19 protein-coding genes are annotated in these 16,709 nt (G+C 38.8%); 3 read left to right on the forward strand and 16 right to left on the reverse strand.

The features are described from left to right. Positions 1-152: 152 nt before the first annotated feature. From MKY49_RS13685 to MKY49_RS13745, 13 genes are all read right to left on the reverse strand, one after another. Positions 153-467 carry a DUF3784 domain-containing protein gene (locus MKY49_RS13685; protein ID WP_274793525.1) on the reverse strand — a complete coding sequence of 105 codons (315 nt, stop codon included), beginning with the start codon at positions 465-467 and terminating at the stop codon, positions 153-155. A gap of 11 nt (positions 468-478) precedes the next feature. Further along, complete coding sequence (locus tag MKY49_RS13690; RefSeq protein ID WP_341386496.1) at positions 479-1,762, reverse strand: alpha/beta hydrolase; 1,284 nt, start codon at positions 1,760-1,762, stop codon at positions 479-481. Positions 1,763-1,775: 13 nt separating this feature from the next. Next, entirely contained in the window at positions 1,776-2,855 is a 1,080-nt protein-coding gene (locus MKY49_RS13695; RefSeq protein ID WP_274793527.1) for a DUF1648 domain-containing protein, read from the reverse strand. A gap of 7 nt (positions 2,856-2,862) precedes the next feature. Next, positions 2,863-3,240, reverse strand: a complete 378-nt coding sequence (locus tag MKY49_RS13700) for a GntR family transcriptional regulator (protein ID WP_322611924.1) — start codon at positions 3,238-3,240, stop codon at positions 2,863-2,865. Positions 3,241-3,426: 186 nt separating this feature from the next. After that, entirely contained in the window at positions 3,427-3,654 is a 228-nt protein-coding gene (locus tag MKY49_RS13705; RefSeq protein WP_341386497.1) for a hypothetical protein, read from the reverse strand. A gap of 80 nt (positions 3,655-3,734) precedes the next feature. Then, positions 3,735-3,992 carry a hypothetical protein gene (locus tag MKY49_RS13710; protein ID WP_341386499.1) on the reverse strand — a complete coding sequence of 86 codons (258 nt, stop codon included), beginning with the start codon at positions 3,990-3,992 and terminating at the stop codon, positions 3,735-3,737. 321 nt (positions 3,993-4,313) lie between these two features. Next, positions 4,314-4,718, reverse strand: coding sequence for a carboxymuconolactone decarboxylase family protein (locus tag MKY49_RS13715; protein WP_341386500.1), 405 nt, complete (start codon positions 4,716-4,718; stop codon positions 4,314-4,316). 202 nt (positions 4,719-4,920) lie between these two features. Further along, entirely contained in the window at positions 4,921-6,300 is a 1,380-nt protein-coding gene (argH, locus tag MKY49_RS13720) for an argininosuccinate lyase (protein ID WP_341386501.1), read from the reverse strand. Positions 6,301-6,380: 80 nt separating this feature from the next. Further along, entirely contained in the window at positions 6,381-7,574 is a 1,194-nt protein-coding gene (locus MKY49_RS13725; RefSeq protein ID WP_274793532.1) for an argininosuccinate synthase, read from the reverse strand. A 284-nt stretch (positions 7,575-7,858) separates the two neighbouring features. Continuing rightward, positions 7,859-8,668 (reverse strand): CPBP family intramembrane glutamic endopeptidase, encoded by an 810-nt coding sequence (locus MKY49_RS13730; protein WP_341386502.1) that lies wholly within the window; start codon positions 8,666-8,668, stop codon positions 7,859-7,861. A 76-nt stretch (positions 8,669-8,744) separates the two neighbouring features. Next, entirely contained in the window at positions 8,745-9,539 is a 795-nt protein-coding gene (locus MKY49_RS13735) for a MerR family transcriptional regulator (RefSeq protein WP_274793534.1), read from the reverse strand. Positions 9,540-9,645: 106 nt separating this feature from the next. Then, positions 9,646-10,401 (reverse strand): SDR family NAD(P)-dependent oxidoreductase, encoded by a 756-nt coding sequence (locus tag MKY49_RS13740; RefSeq protein WP_322611916.1) that lies wholly within the window; start codon positions 10,399-10,401, stop codon positions 9,646-9,648. 8 nt (positions 10,402-10,409) lie between these two features. After that, positions 10,410-11,399: an MBL fold metallo-hydrolase gene (locus MKY49_RS13745; RefSeq protein ID WP_341386503.1), complete on the reverse strand. Its 990-nt coding sequence runs from the start codon at positions 11,397-11,399 to the stop codon at positions 10,410-10,412. A 347-nt stretch (positions 11,400-11,746) separates the two neighbouring features. Here MKY49_RS13745 and proC point away from each other — a divergent pair, with 347 nt between their 5' ends. Together proC and namA are read left to right on the forward strand one after the other, a co-directional pair. Beyond that, positions 11,747-12,550 carry a pyrroline-5-carboxylate reductase gene (gene proC / locus MKY49_RS13750; protein WP_341386504.1) on the forward strand — a complete coding sequence of 268 codons (804 nt, stop codon included), beginning with the start codon at positions 11,747-11,749 and terminating at the stop codon, positions 12,548-12,550. 48 nt (positions 12,551-12,598) lie between these two features. Beyond that, a complete protein-coding gene (gene namA, locus MKY49_RS13755; RefSeq protein WP_274793538.1) occupies positions 12,599-13,609 on the forward strand; it encodes an NADPH dehydrogenase NamA in 1,011 nt (336 codons plus the stop codon). Positions 13,610-13,656: 47 nt separating this feature from the next. Here the strand turns inward: namA and MKY49_RS13760 are convergent, their stop codons facing one another. Continuing rightward, positions 13,657-13,941 (reverse strand): DUF1450 domain-containing protein, encoded by a 285-nt coding sequence (locus tag MKY49_RS13760; RefSeq protein WP_341386505.1) that lies wholly within the window; start codon positions 13,939-13,941, stop codon positions 13,657-13,659. Positions 13,942-14,056: 115 nt separating this feature from the next. Beyond that, on the reverse strand, positions 14,057-14,938 hold the full coding sequence (locus MKY49_RS13765; protein ID WP_341386506.1) for a LysR family transcriptional regulator: 882 nt from the start codon (positions 14,936-14,938) through the stop codon (positions 14,057-14,059). A gap of 119 nt (positions 14,939-15,057) precedes the next feature. Between MKY49_RS13765 and MKY49_RS13770 the strand changes: the two genes are divergently transcribed. Then, the gene (locus MKY49_RS13770; RefSeq protein ID WP_341386507.1) at positions 15,058-16,083 is read left to right on the forward strand and encodes a DUF2332 domain-containing protein; all 1,026 of its coding nucleotides are present in this window, start codon (positions 15,058-15,060) and stop codon (positions 16,081-16,083) included. 58 nt (positions 16,084-16,141) lie between these two features. Here the strand turns inward: MKY49_RS13770 and MKY49_RS13775 are convergent, their stop codons facing one another. Then, entirely contained in the window at positions 16,142-16,708 is a 567-nt protein-coding gene (locus MKY49_RS13775; RefSeq protein WP_274793543.1) for an NADPH-dependent FMN reductase, read from the reverse strand. Position 16,709: the final 1 nt, after the last annotated feature.

Here is a 16,709-nt window from a genome sequence, read left to right on the forward strand (position 1 = left end):
GAACTCCATATTCGTATGTTGATAAAAAGTAAACTTTCAAGGTGATTCATCACGAAAGAAATAAGATTGTAGACTAACTCGAAATTCATTGAGTTGGTCTACAGTCTGAAGAGCACCGGAAAATGTACATTTTAGTCTTGTCATTGCACGATTTATCTTTTGAAACGATTGCCGGTATTCACAAAAATCATTAAGAAAATCGTTAGGGCTATGAAAAGAATAAATCCTATACTAAATAACCACTGTGTATGAAATACTTCATCCAGAATCCACAAGAGAACGCAAAAACAATAACCATACATCATTTTCCCCATAAATTTTGCTAGTGCTTTTTCGTCATATTGTTTTTTATCTTCTTGTGGCAACGTATTAAAGCCGGCAATTAAAAATGCTCCTTTACCTTGTGATAAAACGATGGCAAAGATGAGAAATGGCAACATGATTATTAAATAGACAAGAACTCCCATAGTCAATCAACCTACTTTTTCGTTTGTATAAATTGCTCTATCGCTGGTAGTAATTCTTCATGTAACGGCAATGAAGGGTCTGCATAGGTTGCTAAGTTTTTGGCACTATCGACTGGTGCCTTTTTAAGCACATGATTCATGCCCTCCATATAAAGCAGCTGTGCCTCTGGTTTGCGATTCTTTAATGCCTCCGCATCGGCTTCTTTCACTTGTAAATCGGTTGTTCCTTGGACTAATAATACACGACTTTTCACTTTGGCAAGCTCATCGGCAGGATGATACTTTAACAAGGAAATAAGGAAAGGCTGTACAGATGGTCGGAAGAGTGCTTGAAGCTCTGGCGAAACATTTTTCACTTGCTCACCTTGTTTTAACGATTTCAAAATGTCTGTCGATTCGTTGAATAGCTTTGGCGGTAACTGACCTTTTATTTGCTCTAATAGCACCTCATCCAATGGTCTTCCCGCTCCCGCAATCGAGACAAAGGACTCTACATCTGTTTTTTGGGCTGCTAGCAAACCAATGAGCGAACCTTCGCTATGTCCAATAACGTGAATACTTGAGTAAGCTTCATCAGCTTGTAATGCTTGGATAATTTGTACTGCATCATCTACGTATTGATCGAACGTGCTATCCTCTTCCTTTGTTAAAAGTGCTTGATTATCACCAAGTCCACGCTTATCATAGCGCACTGTCGCAATGCCCTCTTGCGCTAACCCTTCAGCAAGCATTTTCAAGCTATTATTTTTACCAGCTAAAGCTGAATTTCCATCCTTATCTGTTGGTCCAGAACCAGCAATAATAAGTGCCACTGGCGTTGGAGATGCGCTAGCCTTTTGCAATGCTACGGTTAAGTTACCATCTTCAACAGGAATCTTTATTGTTTCGTACGTAACGGGTTGCTCTTTATAAGCTTTTAAGATTAATGGGAATTTGGCACCGTTTTGTTGGAATGTAGCCTCTATTTGCTCATTTTTTAATGTTCCATTTATAGCAATCACAGAGCCGTTTAAATGAATGGACACTGTTACTTTATCGCCTGTATAGCTCACGCTTTTAAATGGAAAGTTCGATAAGCCTTGCGCTGGGACAGATAATGTGCCAGCTTCCTTTTGTAAATCAACGATAATCGGTAGTGGTCCATTAGGTGTTTCAATATTTCCTTCCCATTTTCCAATAAACTGTTCACTCATGGCACGTTCCCCTTTTGTTTCTTGATTTTCAGCTGTCGCCTCTTTTTGCCCACAAGCCCCTAAGAGTAACAGCGTACAGCATAACAATAACCATTTTTTCATCTAATCTTCCTCTCTATATAAAAATCACCAATAAAATTGGCAATAATGTTATACCAATTAAGAAGTAGCTCCACTTGTTGGCAAAATTAACGGTCCAGCCAATTCCGTATTTTTTTTGCACTAATAGGGATGGATCATTTTTGTTGCAATAAAATATGCCCCATTTCCAGTATTGATCATCTGCTACAGCTGTTTCATTTGTATGTATTTCATCAAATCGCTCATTACTTGTACTGAACTTCCAAATTAGTAATAGCAAGCCCCCTAACGTAACGACATTAAAAACAAGAAAAAGTGGGAAAAAGTATGGGGCTGTTTGGTCATGTAAAATCACAGTTGTATAGTGTAAAACAACAAAAAGAATTGTCATACTAAAATTTATCGCAGCTAAATACCAGCTTCCATATTTACGATGAGCTAGCTCACGATGAATCGACGCTTCTTTGGCTTGTGCACTCAATTGTATTTTGGCACTTTTCATGCCCCGCCCCAGAATGAAAAAGCTGATTTGTATCGCTAATAATAGAAGCGGCATACTGATGACAGAGATCCATGATTTTTCCGTCCAGCCGTCTACCTTGCCTGCTGCATTCCAATGCGTCGCAAAAACATCTGGAATGGCCTCATAATTCATGTACGTAAAAGTGATGAGTGCTACTGTCATAATGATTGGTAAGCTAAAAAATACAGGCGATAGTGTTTCATCTTTTTGGCGAATAGATAAATCTGTAACGTAGACCATTTTTATGTGTGCTTCCCACTGCTCCTGTGCCTTTAATTTTTTCGTTCTGACATGGTAATTCATGTAAAGGCCAGATGAAAGAAGGAGCATAACATACAAGAAAATAAAGGAAATTAAAACCATCTTATCCTCTTTTATGGGTGAAAAGTATATGCCGATTTGTCCGAGTAAAAATAGACCTGTAAGAGCACCTATTATTTGGCTATACTTTTTCTTCCAAAGCAGTAATTGAGGATGCATGACATAGGGTTCTGGTATGGAAACTCCAAAGACTATCGATTTTCTTGATAAGTGTGGTGTCATGGCTTCCAAAATCCCGACGATGATAAAGATGCCTACTATTATAAGCATACTACCCCTACTTCCATTGTTTTAAAATTCGTTGGAACAAATTTGTCATTTGTTCTTTTTCGAGCCCACGAGCAAAAGCTTCCGCCATAATAGGCTTTAAAGCATTTTCTACTTTTTCCACCTCTGTTTCCTCAAGCTCCCGCTTTTGACCACCAATAATAATAGCTTTTGCCTTTGGTTTTAATTCAATTAAACCCTTATCTTCAAGCTCATGATAGCTCTTACTCACCGTGCTTACATTGACTCCTAAATCCGTAGCCATGGCACGTACAGATGGTAATGTATCACCGTTTTTTAACTCACCTGTAGCAATCATTTCAATCAATTGATTGGCTAATTGTTTATAAAGCTGCAATTCACTGCTTGGATCTAACCGTATTTGCATGTCACCCCTCCAATCTGTATTGTTAACAACCAAACAGAATCTGTTATATCTAGGGTAATACAGATTTGATTATATGTCAAATGAAGGTATTTATTTTGGTGATGGCTATCTTGTATTGGAATTTTTACTCTTAAAGGTGGCGCCCTTACATATAGTGAGCGCTTTTGCCTCTGCTAGGAGCGGATTCTACTGCTTTATGAGCGCTTCTGTTTTCTTTATGAGCGGGTCTTCACTTTTTTTGATCACTTTCGCTTCGTTTTCGAGCGGAGGCACACTCTTTATGATCACTTTCACCTCCTTTTCGAGCGGGTTCACACACTTTATGATCACTTTCGCTTCCTTTTCGAGCGGGTTCACACTTTTTATGATCACTTCCACCTCCTTTCCGAGCGGATACACACTCTTTATGATCACTTCCACCTCCTTTTCGAGCGGGGGCACACTCTTTATGATCACTTCCATCATCTTTTCGAGCGGGTTCACACACTTTATGATCACTTCACTTCCTTTTCGAGCGGGGGCACGCACTTTTTGATCACTTCCACCTCCTTTTCGAGCGGATACACAGTCTTTATGATCACTTCCACCTCCTTTTCGAGCGGATACACACTCTTTATGATCAGTTTCACCTCCTTTTCGAGCGGATACACACTTTTTATGATCACTTCCACCTCCTTTTCGAGCGGGGGCACACTCTTTATGATTACTTTCTCCTTTTCGAGCGGATTCCCCCCTTTTTTGATCAGTTCCAAACACTTATTCGGTGGTTTCTACCCAAATATCTTCTAACACCCTTGTTTCCTCAAACTAAACTAAAAAAGGACCCAGAAATAATTCTGGATCCATGGACACTTATTGCCTCTATTTGATTTTTAACTGGTATAGTTTACGCTTCTTCTTAATCTATAGCAAAACAGAATAGTTCTGTTTCACCTTTAGGCTTAAGATTTATGAAGCTTCAACCGTTGACAGTTGTGGCGGACTTTCCTGAGATTCTTGGTCTTTGGGTGTTTGACAATTACTCATTCTGCATCCTCCCCATCATCTTAGATTAATAAGTGTTTCCTCTTTTATTATGAGTCTTTGCTTTTGCTTTTATGCATGATTTTTTCTGCAAAAACTTGTTGTGCGATTGTTAAAGCATTTTGTACCTTTGGAAAGCCAATGTAGGGTACTAATTGTAAAAGTGCCTCGCCCAATTCTGTTTGTGTTAAGCCAGCATGTAAACCTCGCTGGATATGTGTTTTTGTTTGTGGTGTGGCACCTTGTGTGACAACTGCAGTAATAACAACAAGTGCCCGACTTTTCACATCCAGGCCTGGTCGTGAATAGACATCACCATAAGCAAATTCAATAATCATTTTGCGTAAATCGGGTGCAACATCGGCTAAGGCATCAGATTCAATCATCCTTGCTGCTTCTTCCTCTGTGACATATTGTTTGATTGTTTCGAGCCCCTTTGTCAAACGGTCATTCATTGTCTTAATTCCTCCCCATCTTTCCATATACAAAAACCCCAATTCCGCGTCTCCAGAATTGGGGATTGTCCTTCACGTATGTAAGGGTCTCTTTTTCACTTCACCCTCTGGCTCAGTTGAAAAGGTTAAAGGTTTTCATAGTGCCTCACAGGACAGCTTTAATGAATATCTATGCAAAAGTCACTTGGACATGCACGCAAAATTAATGTTCTTGAAGACAGGCTTTGGCTTTTTCAATTTGAATTTTTACTTGATCAAAGCCAGTTCCACCAAGGGAATGACGGCGACGAACAGCCGCTTCTGGTGCTAGCACATCAAAAATGTCGGCTTCAATGAGCTTACTTTCCTGCTGCATCTCTTCCAATGGTAAATCTAATAAGTAAATGCCCTTTTGAATACATGTAAAGACAAGTTTGCCTGTCACCTCATGCGCCTCACGGAATGGCATCCCTTTTGTAGCAAGATAGTCTGCTAACTCCGTTGCATTCGAGAAATCGGAATGGACAGCTTGATGTAAACGTTCCGTATTAACGGTCATTGTACGAATCATGCCTTCAAAGATTTTAAGTGAGCCAAGAATGGTATGCACCGTATCGAACATGCCTTCTTTGTCCTCCTGCATATCTTTGTTATACGTTAATGGCGTACCCTTTAATACAGTTAATAAGCCCAAAAGGTTACCATAAACACGGCCTGTTTTCCCACGAATTAGCTCTGCCATATCAGGGTTTTTCTTTTGTGGCATAATCGAAGAGCCTGTTGAAAAGGCATCATCTAGCTCGATAAACTTAAATTCATCTGTAGACCAAATAATAATTTCCTCTGCAAAGCGCGAGAGATGGGCCATAAGCAATGACGAATTACTTAAAAATTCGACGATAAAATCACGGTCACTTACAGCATCCATAGAGTTTGCATATACTTCAGTAAAACCAAGTAACTCTGCTGATTTTATACGGTCTATTGGGAAAGTTGTACCCGCCATAGCCCCTGCTCCTAATGGCAGAATATCTATGCGTTTCACGGATTCTGTAAAGCGTTGTTTATCTCGCTCAAGCATCCAAAAATAGGCCATTAAATGGTGTGCAAAGGAAATCGGTTGCGCACGTTGTAAATGTGTATAACCAGGTGCAATCGTTTCAATATGCTCCTGTGCCTTCTCTAATAGCGTTTCTTGGAATGTTACAATTAAATCAATGGCTTCCTGCACTCGCTTTTTCAAGAATAGATGCATATCCGTTGCTACTTGGTCATTACGACTACGACCAGTGTGTAGCTTACCACCAACAGGACCAATTAAATCAATTAGCATTTTTTCTAAATTTAAATGTATATCTTCATTGGCAACGCTAAATTCAAGTTCACCTGCAATTGCCTTTTCTTTTAATTGGGCAAGACCACCTAGTATGGCCTCTACGTCAGCTGCCGGTAAAATTCCTGTTGCACCAAGCATTGTGACATGTGCAACACTACCTTCAAGGTCCTCTAGCACAAGTTGCTGGTCAAAGCCAATGGATGCGCCAAACTCGTCTACCCATGCTTCTGCTGATTTTTGGAAACGTCCACCCCAAAGTTTTGTCATGTCAGCTCACCTTTTCCTTTAGTCCTTAGCCAAAGTGTAGTGAAAACACAAATGCCTCACCACACATTGCTCGTTCAATATTACTTTTTATTAACAGAAGAATTCACTACAGTTGGTAGACCCCATAATTCGATAAAGCCAACTGCGGAAGCGTGATTGAATTGATCTTCCTTGGAGTATGTTGCTAGCTTTTCATTGTATAGTGAATTCGGTGATTTACGTCCTTCTACAATGGCGTGACCCTTGAACAGTTTCACACGTACTGTACCATTTACATATTGCTGTGATTGTGCAAGGAACGCTTCAAGTGCATCACGTAATGGTGAGAACCATAAACCATCGTAAATTAATTCAGATAGCTTCTTCTCAATTACTGGCTTGAAGTGTGCTAATTCTTTTACAAGTGTTAAGTCTTCCAGTTCTTTATGAGCTGTTAACAACACTTTTGCGCCTGGAATTTCATACACTTCACGAGATTTAATACCAACTAGACGATTCTCCACGTGATCGATACGTCCTACGCCATGTGCACCTGCTACCGCATTTAATTCTTGAATTAAATCTGCTAGCTTCATTTCTTTACCGTTTAAGGCTACTGGTTTACCAGCAACAAATTCGATTTCCACATATTCAGCTTCATTTGGTGCATTTTCAACAGAAACGGTTAAACCGTAAGCTTCTTCTGGTGGAGACACCCACGGATCTTCCATAATACCTGCTTCATTGGCACGTCCCCATAAGTTTTGGTCAATTGAAAATGGTGAGTCTAATGTCGCTGGAATCGGTACATTATGTTTCATCGCATATTCGATTTCCTCATCACGGCTCCAACCCCACTCACGTACAGGTGCTAAAACTTCTAAATCAGGGTTTAAAGCTTTAATGGAAACTTCAAAACGAACTTGGTCATTTCCTTTTCCTGTGCAACCATGTGCAACAGCATCTGCGCCTACTTGGTTCGCAATCTCTACTAATTTTTTTGAGATTAAAGGACGAGAAAGTGCTGATACTAATGGATATTTTTGTTCATACCAAGTATGTGCTTGTAATGAAATTAATGCATATTCCTCAGCAAATTCGTCTTTTGCATCCACCATATAAGATTCAATAGCTCCTACTTGAAGAGCTTTATTTTTTACGAATTCAAGATCTTTTCCTTCGCCAACGTCAAGACATACTGCAATTACATCCCAACCTTGTTCTTTTAACCATGGAATTGCTACCGAAGTATCAAGTCCACCTGAATAAGCTAATACAACTTTTTTATTTGCCATTAAAAATGCGCCTCCATTGCACTATAGATATGTATGTTTATACATTCATTTAAAAGTTTATACACGAATAGTATCATGTTATAAAAATAAATACAAGTGTATTTTTATAAATTCATAGACAATTATTTTTCCTGTCAAAAGTCTGTCACTGCAGACATTAAGTCATGATGGTAACACGAATATTTACTCTAAAAAACGCTTTTTTACTATTTATATAAATGTATACAATATAAATTTAGCAATGAACAAAAAAAAAGAATCCATCTTAAAAACTGGATTCTTTTCTAATTATTCATGGGAATGGTCTTATATAATACATTTTTGGGGTTAATTAAAATAAGAAGAATGGCGGCTAGTGAATAAAGAATGGCATTGTACATTAATAAATCGACTAAGTTGCCATTGATCAAACCAATAAAAAAATTAAAGAACTGATGAATGATAATGGGGATGATGAGATTTTGGTTTAAATTATAAAATGCTGCCATGATGATACTCGTTGCTATGATAGACAACATAAAGAATAAACTATATTTGATTAAATCTATCCCCATAAATCCTGTTGTAAGCCAAATTGGTACATGCCACATCCCCCACCAAAATCCTATGATGATGGAAGCTATTAATGGGGAATATTTCTTTTGAAGCTCTAGTAGTGCAAAGCCTCGCCATCCTAATTCTTCACCTAATGGTCCAGATAAAAGATTTTTAATAAAGTAATAGCTTAGCATCCCCCAAGAAGATATTGTCAAAATAGAGTCTACCCCTTCCTTATTCCATACAAGAAAGACAATCATGAAAAAGATAGAGACTTGTATTGCCAGTACAACAACAATGACTGAAAGATGAAGCTTATTGGTTAATTTCTTTTTCACAAAGTGGGCAAAGCTTTGCGTAGGATAGATTTTTTTAAATAAGATGGCAAAGGCAAACGTTGATGACCAAGCTGACAAACAGCGAACTACGTCAAACACCCAAGTTGGAAGCCCTAAAAGCTTGATGGCTCCCACAAGGCAAAAAAGTGGCCAAAAAATGACATTAGTTAAAAGTATAAAGCTTGCTACTGGTCTTTTAAGCTTCTTTGTTCTACTCATGTTAAATCCCCCATTTCACTACGAATACCTTTAGCATAAACCTGGGGGTTACTCACAGGTCAATCGTATTTTTTCTTTACTTGACCGGTACATACATTTCTAAAAAAATACGTTCAAGTCCCTCTTCATAAGTGGTCAGTAATAAGTTAACATAAACAAGCCCTACCAGTTCATAGCCGTATTCTTTGGCTACTTGTCTAATGCTCGCTTCCACTTTTTCGTCTGTATTTTTGCCACCCGTAGACCATCGCCCATCTTCAATGACTGTATACAAACATTTGGGATGAGCTACAATGTCTCCATCGATTATGTTTTCACCATCTTCTACTTTCCTGACAATCACAAATTGATTTTCTACCATGCCTTCATCATTGAACCGTATGACTCTTCTTAACGAAGTAAGAATCACCGCTTTTTTTAAACTGTCAGTGTTTTCTTTTAACGTGTCATAATCATCATAAGCTTTATAATGGTCGATCTCCCCCATTACTTCTAGAGGTTTCATTTCTTTTATCGTGTAGTTTCCTAAAAATTGTTTTATTTTTTCGCAGTCTTCTTTTACGAGCTGGAGCTTTTTTAATTGGAGCTTTTTATAAGCAATCTCCTCTAACACTTCCTGTTCTTTCTCTTCTACTATAGATTGAATCCCTTCAATGCTCTTGCCTTTTCTTAATTCCTGGATTTTTTTGATTTCCAAATCAATTTCTCTATAAAAGTTGATCGTTGTTAAATCATAGATATCAAAATGATTGTAGGTTCTATACCCGTTTTCTCTATTATGCTGTGGTCTTACCAATTCCTTTTCCTCATAAAATTTGATTGTATCTCTTGTAATGCCTAAAAATTTAGCAACTTGTCCGATTGTATACATCGTATTCTCCTTTATTTGCTTCATTTTCACTACTATATCAACAAATTTACATAAATATGAAAAAAACTGTAGACACGCATAAAGCATGTTTACAGTTAGATTTTTGTTATTTCTTATGGAAAAACGATTTGCCTAAAAATTCAATGGTTGCAGGCGCAAGTGCATATAATTTACTTGATAATCCCATGATTTTTGGTAAGTTGACTTCACGTACTGGGCGTTCGATCGTTTTCACTGTTGCTCTTGCCACTTCCTCGGCTGATAATAAAAATCTACCTAGGGACTCTCGATAACCACTTGCATCATTTGCCTTATCTAAAAATGGTGTATCAATTGGACCAGGATGGATAGCGGTTACGTTGACCATGTAAGGTGCTAACTCCATTCGAAGTCCATTTGTAAAACCTACTATCGCATGTTTTGTAGCAGCATAGACACTCGCTTTCGGGGTAGCTACCTTTCCCGCCTGTGAACCGATGAATATCAAATGGCCTTGTTGACGCTCCATCATCGTAGAGGCTAATCTTTTCGCAAGATAGATTGGTACACTGACATTCAATTCGATCATTTGAGCAATATCCTCATCCATTAAGGCAGATGCATTAGCGAATTTTCCAACGCCTGCTGAGAGAATCGCAACATCAAGAGGGGGGAGCTGTGCACAAACATCATCCAGTGTATGTAAATTAGTTAAATCTGCTTGAATGACATGTGCTCCTAATCGTTCTAGTACTTTTAGAGCGACAGCATTGCGACCTGTGGCATATACCGTATGGCCTTGTGCAACAAGCAATTCTGTAATTTTTAAGCCTACACCACTTGTCGCTCCAGTCACAAAGATCGTCTTGTTATGGTTATTCATGTATGAACCTACTTCCTTTGAAATAAATAAATACCTGCTTCCGTTTTTGTAGAAGTTATATAATTTCTGGCTTCTAAATAATCTAAATGACCTAGTGTTTTGGAAAGGGTTAAGCCAAGCTGATGCTGGAAAATAGCTGGATACAGCCGTTTTGTTACTTGTACAACCGTTAATTGATCGTCTCCTAATAATTCATACACCTTCATCGATTGCTGGTGCTGACGCTCTAAACGTTTATCAATTAAATATGGTATATCCACTAGCTCTGCCCCATGCCCTGTATGCATCATTTTGACAGGTAATTGGCGTAAAATTTCAAGAGATTCATTATATTGCAGTAATGATTTTGGTCGTCCAATCGTACGATCCAATGGTGGCTCTATTAATGGGTTTGGCGTTATTTTTTCGAGTAATAAATCACCGCCAATAACATGATGTGTTTTTTCATCCCAGAAAATAAAATGACTTTGAGCATGACCCAAAGTTTCAATCGCCTTTAATCCTGGATGACCAGGCACTTCATCTCCATCTGCCAAGATTTGTGTTAATGGCCGTTCGCCCACTAGCTCTAATTCACGACGAACATGTACACTTTTTGAAATATATTCTTGTGGTACCCCATGCTCCAACAAACGCTCACTATAAAATTGCTCGTGATAGCGTAAAAATTCTTCATCATGACGTAGCCATTTATCATTATAGGCATGCCCCAAAATTTCTGCATGTGGAAAAGCATCGACCCATCCAGCATGATCTGGATGATGATGGGTTAACACAACTTGTTCAATATCACGCATGTCAAAGCCAGCTGCTCGAATCCCCCATTTCAAAGCATCATAGGCTTCCATTGTTTTTGGTCCAACATCAAATATGCTAAGTGCATCGCCTTTGACAACAAATGCGTTGACATCTCCTACTTCATAGGGTGTTGGTATTTCTATTTTGTATATAGACAAAGTTGTCTCCCCCTTTTCAAACGCTAGTGAATACTGATTCATTCTATTTTACAAGTTTTTTCTGTTTTCGTCATCCTCCTGTTGACACGTTGCCGATTCATCACTATAATTTTGAATAATCTAATTATTTATGTGCGTTGAGGAAGCCAAGTACGTAACTGGTGAAGGTGTTAGAGAGTGTTACATATGCTGAAAGTAACATCACCCACTCCCATTACCGAACCTACTTCTGAGCAGTTATGTAAACATAACCGTTTCCCTTGCGATAAAAGGGCTAAGAGTTGTGCCAACTAATGGCAAACAAAGGTGGTACCGCGGAAACAATAGCGTTTTCGTCCTTCGAAATAAGGACGAGAGCGCTTTTTTATTTTGAACTGGAGGTTTTGTTCATGAAAAAAATTTTATTTATCGGTGCAGGGTCGATGGCAGAGGCATTGATACAGGGCTGGATTAAGGAAAAGGTCTTTACCCCACAGGAAATTTACGTCACCAATCGCTCTGACAAAGAACGCTTACAATTTCTACAAGAAACATATGGCGTTCATTGTCTGTTTGATCAGGCGATTTACAAGGAGGCGGATCTTATTATTTTAGCGATGAAGCCAAAAGATGCTATTGCCGCGATGTGTGACCTTCAATCTAAGATTACGGAGCAATCTGCTATCCTGTCGATTCTAGCGGGAATTGCCATTACTACCATTACAGAATATTTAGGGAATCGCCCTGTAGCAAGAGTGATGCCTAACACGTCTGCCACAATTGGTATGTCAGCAAGTGGCATTGCATTTAATAACGAGGTGTCTTCAGGTCAGCGTGTCATGTTCCTCCAATTATTAGAGGCTGTCGGCTCTGTTATTGAAGTTGATGAGGATCAATTACACGCTGTAACAGCTCTTTCAGGCAGTGGTCCTGCATACATTTATTATTTAATGGAAGCCTTTGAACGAGTAGGTACGAAGGTGGGGTTATCCAAAGATACTGTGCGACTTTTAATGACTCAAACATTAGCAGGTACGGCCGAAATGCTTAAGCAATCAGTAGATGAACCAGATGTTTTACGCAAAAAGGTTACAAGTCCAGGCGGCACGACGGAGGCAGGTATTCAAGCTTTAGAGCAATATCAATTTAATGAAGCCATCGAAGCATGCATTAAAGAAGCAGAGGCTCGATCTCGTTCACTTGCAAATGGTTAATATTATGTGCAAAATAAAGTGTATCACTAGGAATTAGGAGGCTTTATTTTGAGTAAATTATTTGAACCTTATCAATTGCAATCAATCTCCTTAAAAAATCGTGTTGTCATGGCACCGATGTGCATGTACTCTGCTGAAGATGATGGCATGGTAACACCTTTTCATTTGGTCCATTATGCCACACGTGCAGCAGGTCAAGTTGGTTTAATTATTTTAGAAGCGACAGGTGTTGTTCCAGAAGGGCGCATCTCCAATAAAGATTTAGGAATTTGGGATGATGCACATATTGAAGGCTTGCGTCAAGTAGTGGAAGGAATAAAAGCTTATGGTGCAAAAGCAGGTATCCAGCTTGGCCACGCTGGGCGGAAGGCAGCAGTAGATGGTGAAATTTTTGCCCCTTCAGCCATTGCCTTTAGTTCAGATTATAAAACCCCGACGGAAATGACTGAAGATGACATTCACTATGTTGTAGAAGCATTTAAACAAGCAGCAGTTCGTGCCGCAAAAGCTGGCTTTGATGTGCTAGAAATTCATGGCGCACACGGCTATTTAATTAGCGAATTTTTATCACCTGCTTCCAATAAACGTCAAGATCAATACGGTGGTTCACAAGAAAATCGCTATCGTATCCTTCGTCAAGTTATCGATGCGATTCGCAGTGTTTGGGAGGGGCCTTTATTGGTGCGTGTCTCTGCAGAGGATTATGCGGAAGATGGCACGACAATGGAGGATTTCATCGTCTTTAGTCGCTGGATGAAATCCCAAGGTGTTGATTTAGTCGATGTCTCAACAGGTGGTGTTGTCCATGCAGCGATTAATGTCTTTCCTGGCTATCAGGTACCACATGCCGAGGCCATCAAGCACGGGGCTGACATCCCTACTGGCGCTGTTGGCCTGATAACAAGTGCCATTCAAGCTGAAGAAATTCTCCAAAACAATCGGGCAGATTTAATTTTCTTAGCACGTGTTTTACTACGGGAACCCTACTGGCCATTACATGCGGCTAAAGAATTAGGCGAAGAAGTTCAACCACCTGTACAATACGCTCGTGGTTGGTAAATGAGTATCCAGCAAAAACAGCTTGCTATCTAGCAAGCTGTTTTTCATTAGAAAAGTGGATTTTGTTTTAATTCTTCATCTATAGCCTGTACTAATGTCTCCGCATCATCTGCTGTCACAACTTCTCCATTTACTATTGCAAAAATACCTTGCTCGCAAATTTCACAATGGGATGTGCAACCCGACTCCTCGATATCTATCTCATCACGTTCCATTAATATGTCATACGCATCTGCTGCACCCAGTGACAAATTAGTGATACAAAACTCAACTCTATTTTTAAATGGCTGTGGCTGTGCTGCTTTCTTTTTTTTAAAAAGAGAAAATACCATATTTATTGCCCCCTTGCTCTCTAGAACTCTATGATAACATAATTAGTTAGGATATTTTTGAAAACCCTTTCAACTAACTGCATCATGTATATTGCATTTTTGAACGTCGTGTGAATTATAAATAATTTCTTGTTTGCAATACATCGACCAATCCCTGTGTAACCTGTGTAGACTCTTTATAAAATAAGTATACTGGCACACTAGGTAATGGGAAAGCTTCAAAAGGAACAATATTAAATCGCCCCTCCATCCGTTCTTTTCTTACAATCATACGAGGTAAAAATGACATCCCTAACCCATCTTTAATAAAGCGTTTTACCACATACGATTGAGAAATGGATACTTGCTTCGTTACAACATATTTTTCTCTTAATTTATGTAATAACTCTCCCCAAATGGTTGGATGATGGTGCGTAAACAAAGTGTACGTTTGAAATAGCTCCTCATAATCAATATAGGTTCCTGTTTCATCATCATAGGCATCAAGTGGAATAACTAACTCGAGTGGACTATCGATAAGTAATTCTTGATACCATTGTCGATAACGTGTAGGTAATAACGAAATACCGATATCGGCCTTATCCTGATTGACTAAATCTTCTATTTTCGTTGAATCTTCTACTAAAATTGCTATTTCAAGTGTCGGATTGTCATTGCTAAATTGATAGATGACATGAGGCAATATAGTTTCAACCATTAAAGGGGTCATCGCAATAATCATCTTCTCCTGAATACCTATACTTGCTAATCGGATACGTTCAATACTTTGCTCCCACTGGCTCATCATCTGCTGTGCTTCCAGTTTAAACAGCTTTCCAGCGTCCGTTAATTGGACACGGTTTTTTTCACGCTTGAACAATTGGACATGTAAAAATTCCTCTAACTGCTGGATATGGACGGTAATGCTTGGCTGTGATAAATGCAGTTGCTCCGCTGCTGTTCGAAAATTACAAGTTTGAGCTGCGACAATAAAAGATTGGACCCACTTATATTCCAACATCTCACCTCCTTGATTAAAATTTTTAATTAAATTCATTAAATATATTTAATTTACTAAATTATACAATAATAATAGACTGATAATTAATATAGATGCTACCAAAAGGAGAGAAACGTATGCTAAATACTACATTAAGTCAACAATTTCTGTTGTTTGCCAAAAATGAATGCAAAGGATCAAGCCCACTGTATGAACATTTAGCTTATAAAATTGCCAATGATGAGGATTTGTTAGCTATTGCCTCCTTGATCCCACAGGGTCAGCCTGCGCCCAATTTATTGTTGGCAGCAGTTCATTATTTGTTAGCAACATCTGATGAGCCATTAACTCATTATTATGCATCTTTAACACCCTCTCCTCTCCCAATACAGGAGGTGTTCCCTGCTTTTAAAGCATTTGTACTGTCCCATACAAATGAATTAAAGACATTGTTACAAGAAAGGCTTGTCCAAACAAATGAAATTCGACGTTGTTCCTATCTCTACCCAATGATGACTGAAATTTATGACAAGCATCAACAACCGCTAGCTTTCATTGAAATTGGAGCAAGTGCAGGGTTGCAGCTTGGCATGGATCACTACAATTATTGCTATAACCAACAATTAGCCATTACCAATACTGAAAATGATATCATGTTGATTTCAGAAAATCGTGGTGAACCATTGCCTGCCTCTCTGTCAAAGCCTCCTGTTGTTTGTCAACGAATAGGTATCGATTTAAATCCGATAGATTTGCGGGATATGAAAGAATGCCAATGGCTTCAGGCTTTGATTTGGCCTGAACACCATGAGCGCAGAACATTAGTCAATCAAGCTCTCCCAATCATGAATGAAATAGATATTCAATTGGTTAAAGGAGATGCTATTCAATTGATTAAAAAGCTCAGTCGGACAGTTGAGCAAGAAGCTATGTTGGTGGTGTATCATACACATGTTGCCAATCAAATACCACTCGAATTACGACATTCTTTACTAGAACAATTAAAAGAGATTAGCATGGAACGACCGCTCTACCATTGCTATAACAATTTATTTGATGGACAGCTACATCAGGATTTTATGAATCAAGGCACAATCGAGTCCATTCGTACAATGGAAAGTCCAGACGGTCATGCACGATGGTTTCAATGGTCAAATAGCTAGCCTGAAGCACAAAAAAACGCTGTGTCCTACTACTAACACAGCGTTTCTTCTATTAATCTTAAAAATCATATTCTGCATCTTTTTTTGCCCGAATATCTGCAAAAGCATCCGTAACCATAACTGTATCCTCAGCCAATCGTTCTAGACGGAAAAGGACATCATCGTTGACAATTTCTTTGCGTAAAAAATCCTTTTCTTCTATAAATACATAAGTCGGAACTATATGTGCTTTCATATAGGCAAGGATTGGCTTTAGTTGTTGCTCCACCATTAAATAGTGCTTTGACGTCCCCGCAGTCACAATGACACTAACCACTTTATCGCGAAAGGCATTGACAGGTAACAGGTCAAAGATATTTTTTAATGTAGCGGGTATAGAAGCTTGGAAGGTTGGTGTCCCAATGACAATAGCATCTGCAGCCATAATCGTTTCTGTGACATATTTTGTATCACCATCATAGTCAAAGTAATTGCGACCGTCACTAAATACTAGCTGATAGTCTGCGAGATCCAGTAGCGTGACTTCATGCTCTGGGTATTTTTTTTGTAATAGATCAACCATTTTAAGCGTAGCTGTTCTTGTTTTGGAACCGACAATCGAACCGGCAAGCGCGACTATTTTCATG

The sequence above is a fragment of the Lysinibacillus sp. FSL M8-0134 genome (assembly GCF_038069745.1).
GTDB lineage: Bacteria > Bacillota > Bacilli > Bacillales_A > Planococcaceae > Lysinibacillus > Lysinibacillus irui.

What these genes read in the sequence shown, in the direction of transcription:
- MKY49_RS13685 (WP_274793525.1), bottom strand. Translation starts at nt 467, where the DNA reads ATGGGAGTTCTTGTCTATTTAATAATCATGTTGCCATTTCTCATCTTT.
- MKY49_RS13690 (WP_341386496.1), bottom strand. Translation starts at nt 1,762, where the DNA reads ATGAAAAAATGGTTATTGTTATGCTGTACGCTGTTACTCTTAGGGGCT.
- MKY49_RS13695 (WP_274793527.1), bottom strand. Translation starts at nt 2,855, where the DNA reads ATGCTTATAATAGTAGGCATCTTTATCATCGTCGGGATTTTGGAAGCC.
- MKY49_RS13700 (WP_322611924.1), bottom strand. Translation starts at nt 3,240, where the DNA reads ATGCAAATACGGTTAGATCCAAGCAGTGAATTGCAGCTTTATAAACAA.
- MKY49_RS13715 (WP_341386500.1), bottom strand. Translation starts at nt 4,718, where the DNA reads ATGAATGACCGTTTGACAAAGGGGCTCGAAACAATCAAACAATATGTC.
- argH (WP_341386501.1), bottom strand. Translation starts at nt 6,300, where the DNA reads ATGACAAAACTTTGGGGTGGACGTTTCCAAAAATCAGCAGAAGCATGG.
- MKY49_RS13725 (WP_274793532.1), bottom strand. Translation starts at nt 7,574, where the DNA reads ATGGCAAATAAAAAAGTTGTATTAGCTTATTCAGGTGGACTTGATACT.
- MKY49_RS13730 (WP_341386502.1), bottom strand. Translation starts at nt 8,668, where the DNA reads ATGAGTAGAACAAAGAAGCTTAAAAGACCAGTAGCAAGCTTTATACTT.
- MKY49_RS13735 (WP_274793534.1), bottom strand. Translation starts at nt 9,539, where the DNA reads ATGTATACAATCGGACAAGTTGCTAAATTTTTAGGCATTACAAGAGAT.
- MKY49_RS13740 (WP_322611916.1), bottom strand. Translation starts at nt 10,401, where the DNA reads ATGAATAACCATAACAAGACGATCTTTGTGACTGGAGCGACAAGTGGT.
- MKY49_RS13745 (WP_341386503.1), bottom strand. Translation starts at nt 11,399, where the DNA reads ATGAATCAGTATTCACTAGCGTTTGAAAAGGGGGAGACAACTTTGTCT.
- proC (WP_341386504.1), top strand. Translation starts at nt 11,747, where the DNA reads ATGAAAAAAATTTTATTTATCGGTGCAGGGTCGATGGCAGAGGCATTG.
- MKY49_RS13760 (WP_341386505.1), bottom strand. Translation starts at nt 13,941, where the DNA reads ATGGTATTTTCTCTTTTTAAAAAAAAGAAAGCAGCACAGCCACAGCCA.
- MKY49_RS13770 (WP_341386507.1), top strand. Translation starts at nt 15,058, where the DNA reads ATGCTAAATACTACATTAAGTCAACAATTTCTGTTGTTTGCCAAAAAT.
- MKY49_RS13775 (WP_274793543.1), bottom strand. Translation starts at nt 16,708, where the DNA reads ATGAAAATAGTCGCGCTTGCCGGTTCGATTGTCGGTTCCAAAACAAGA.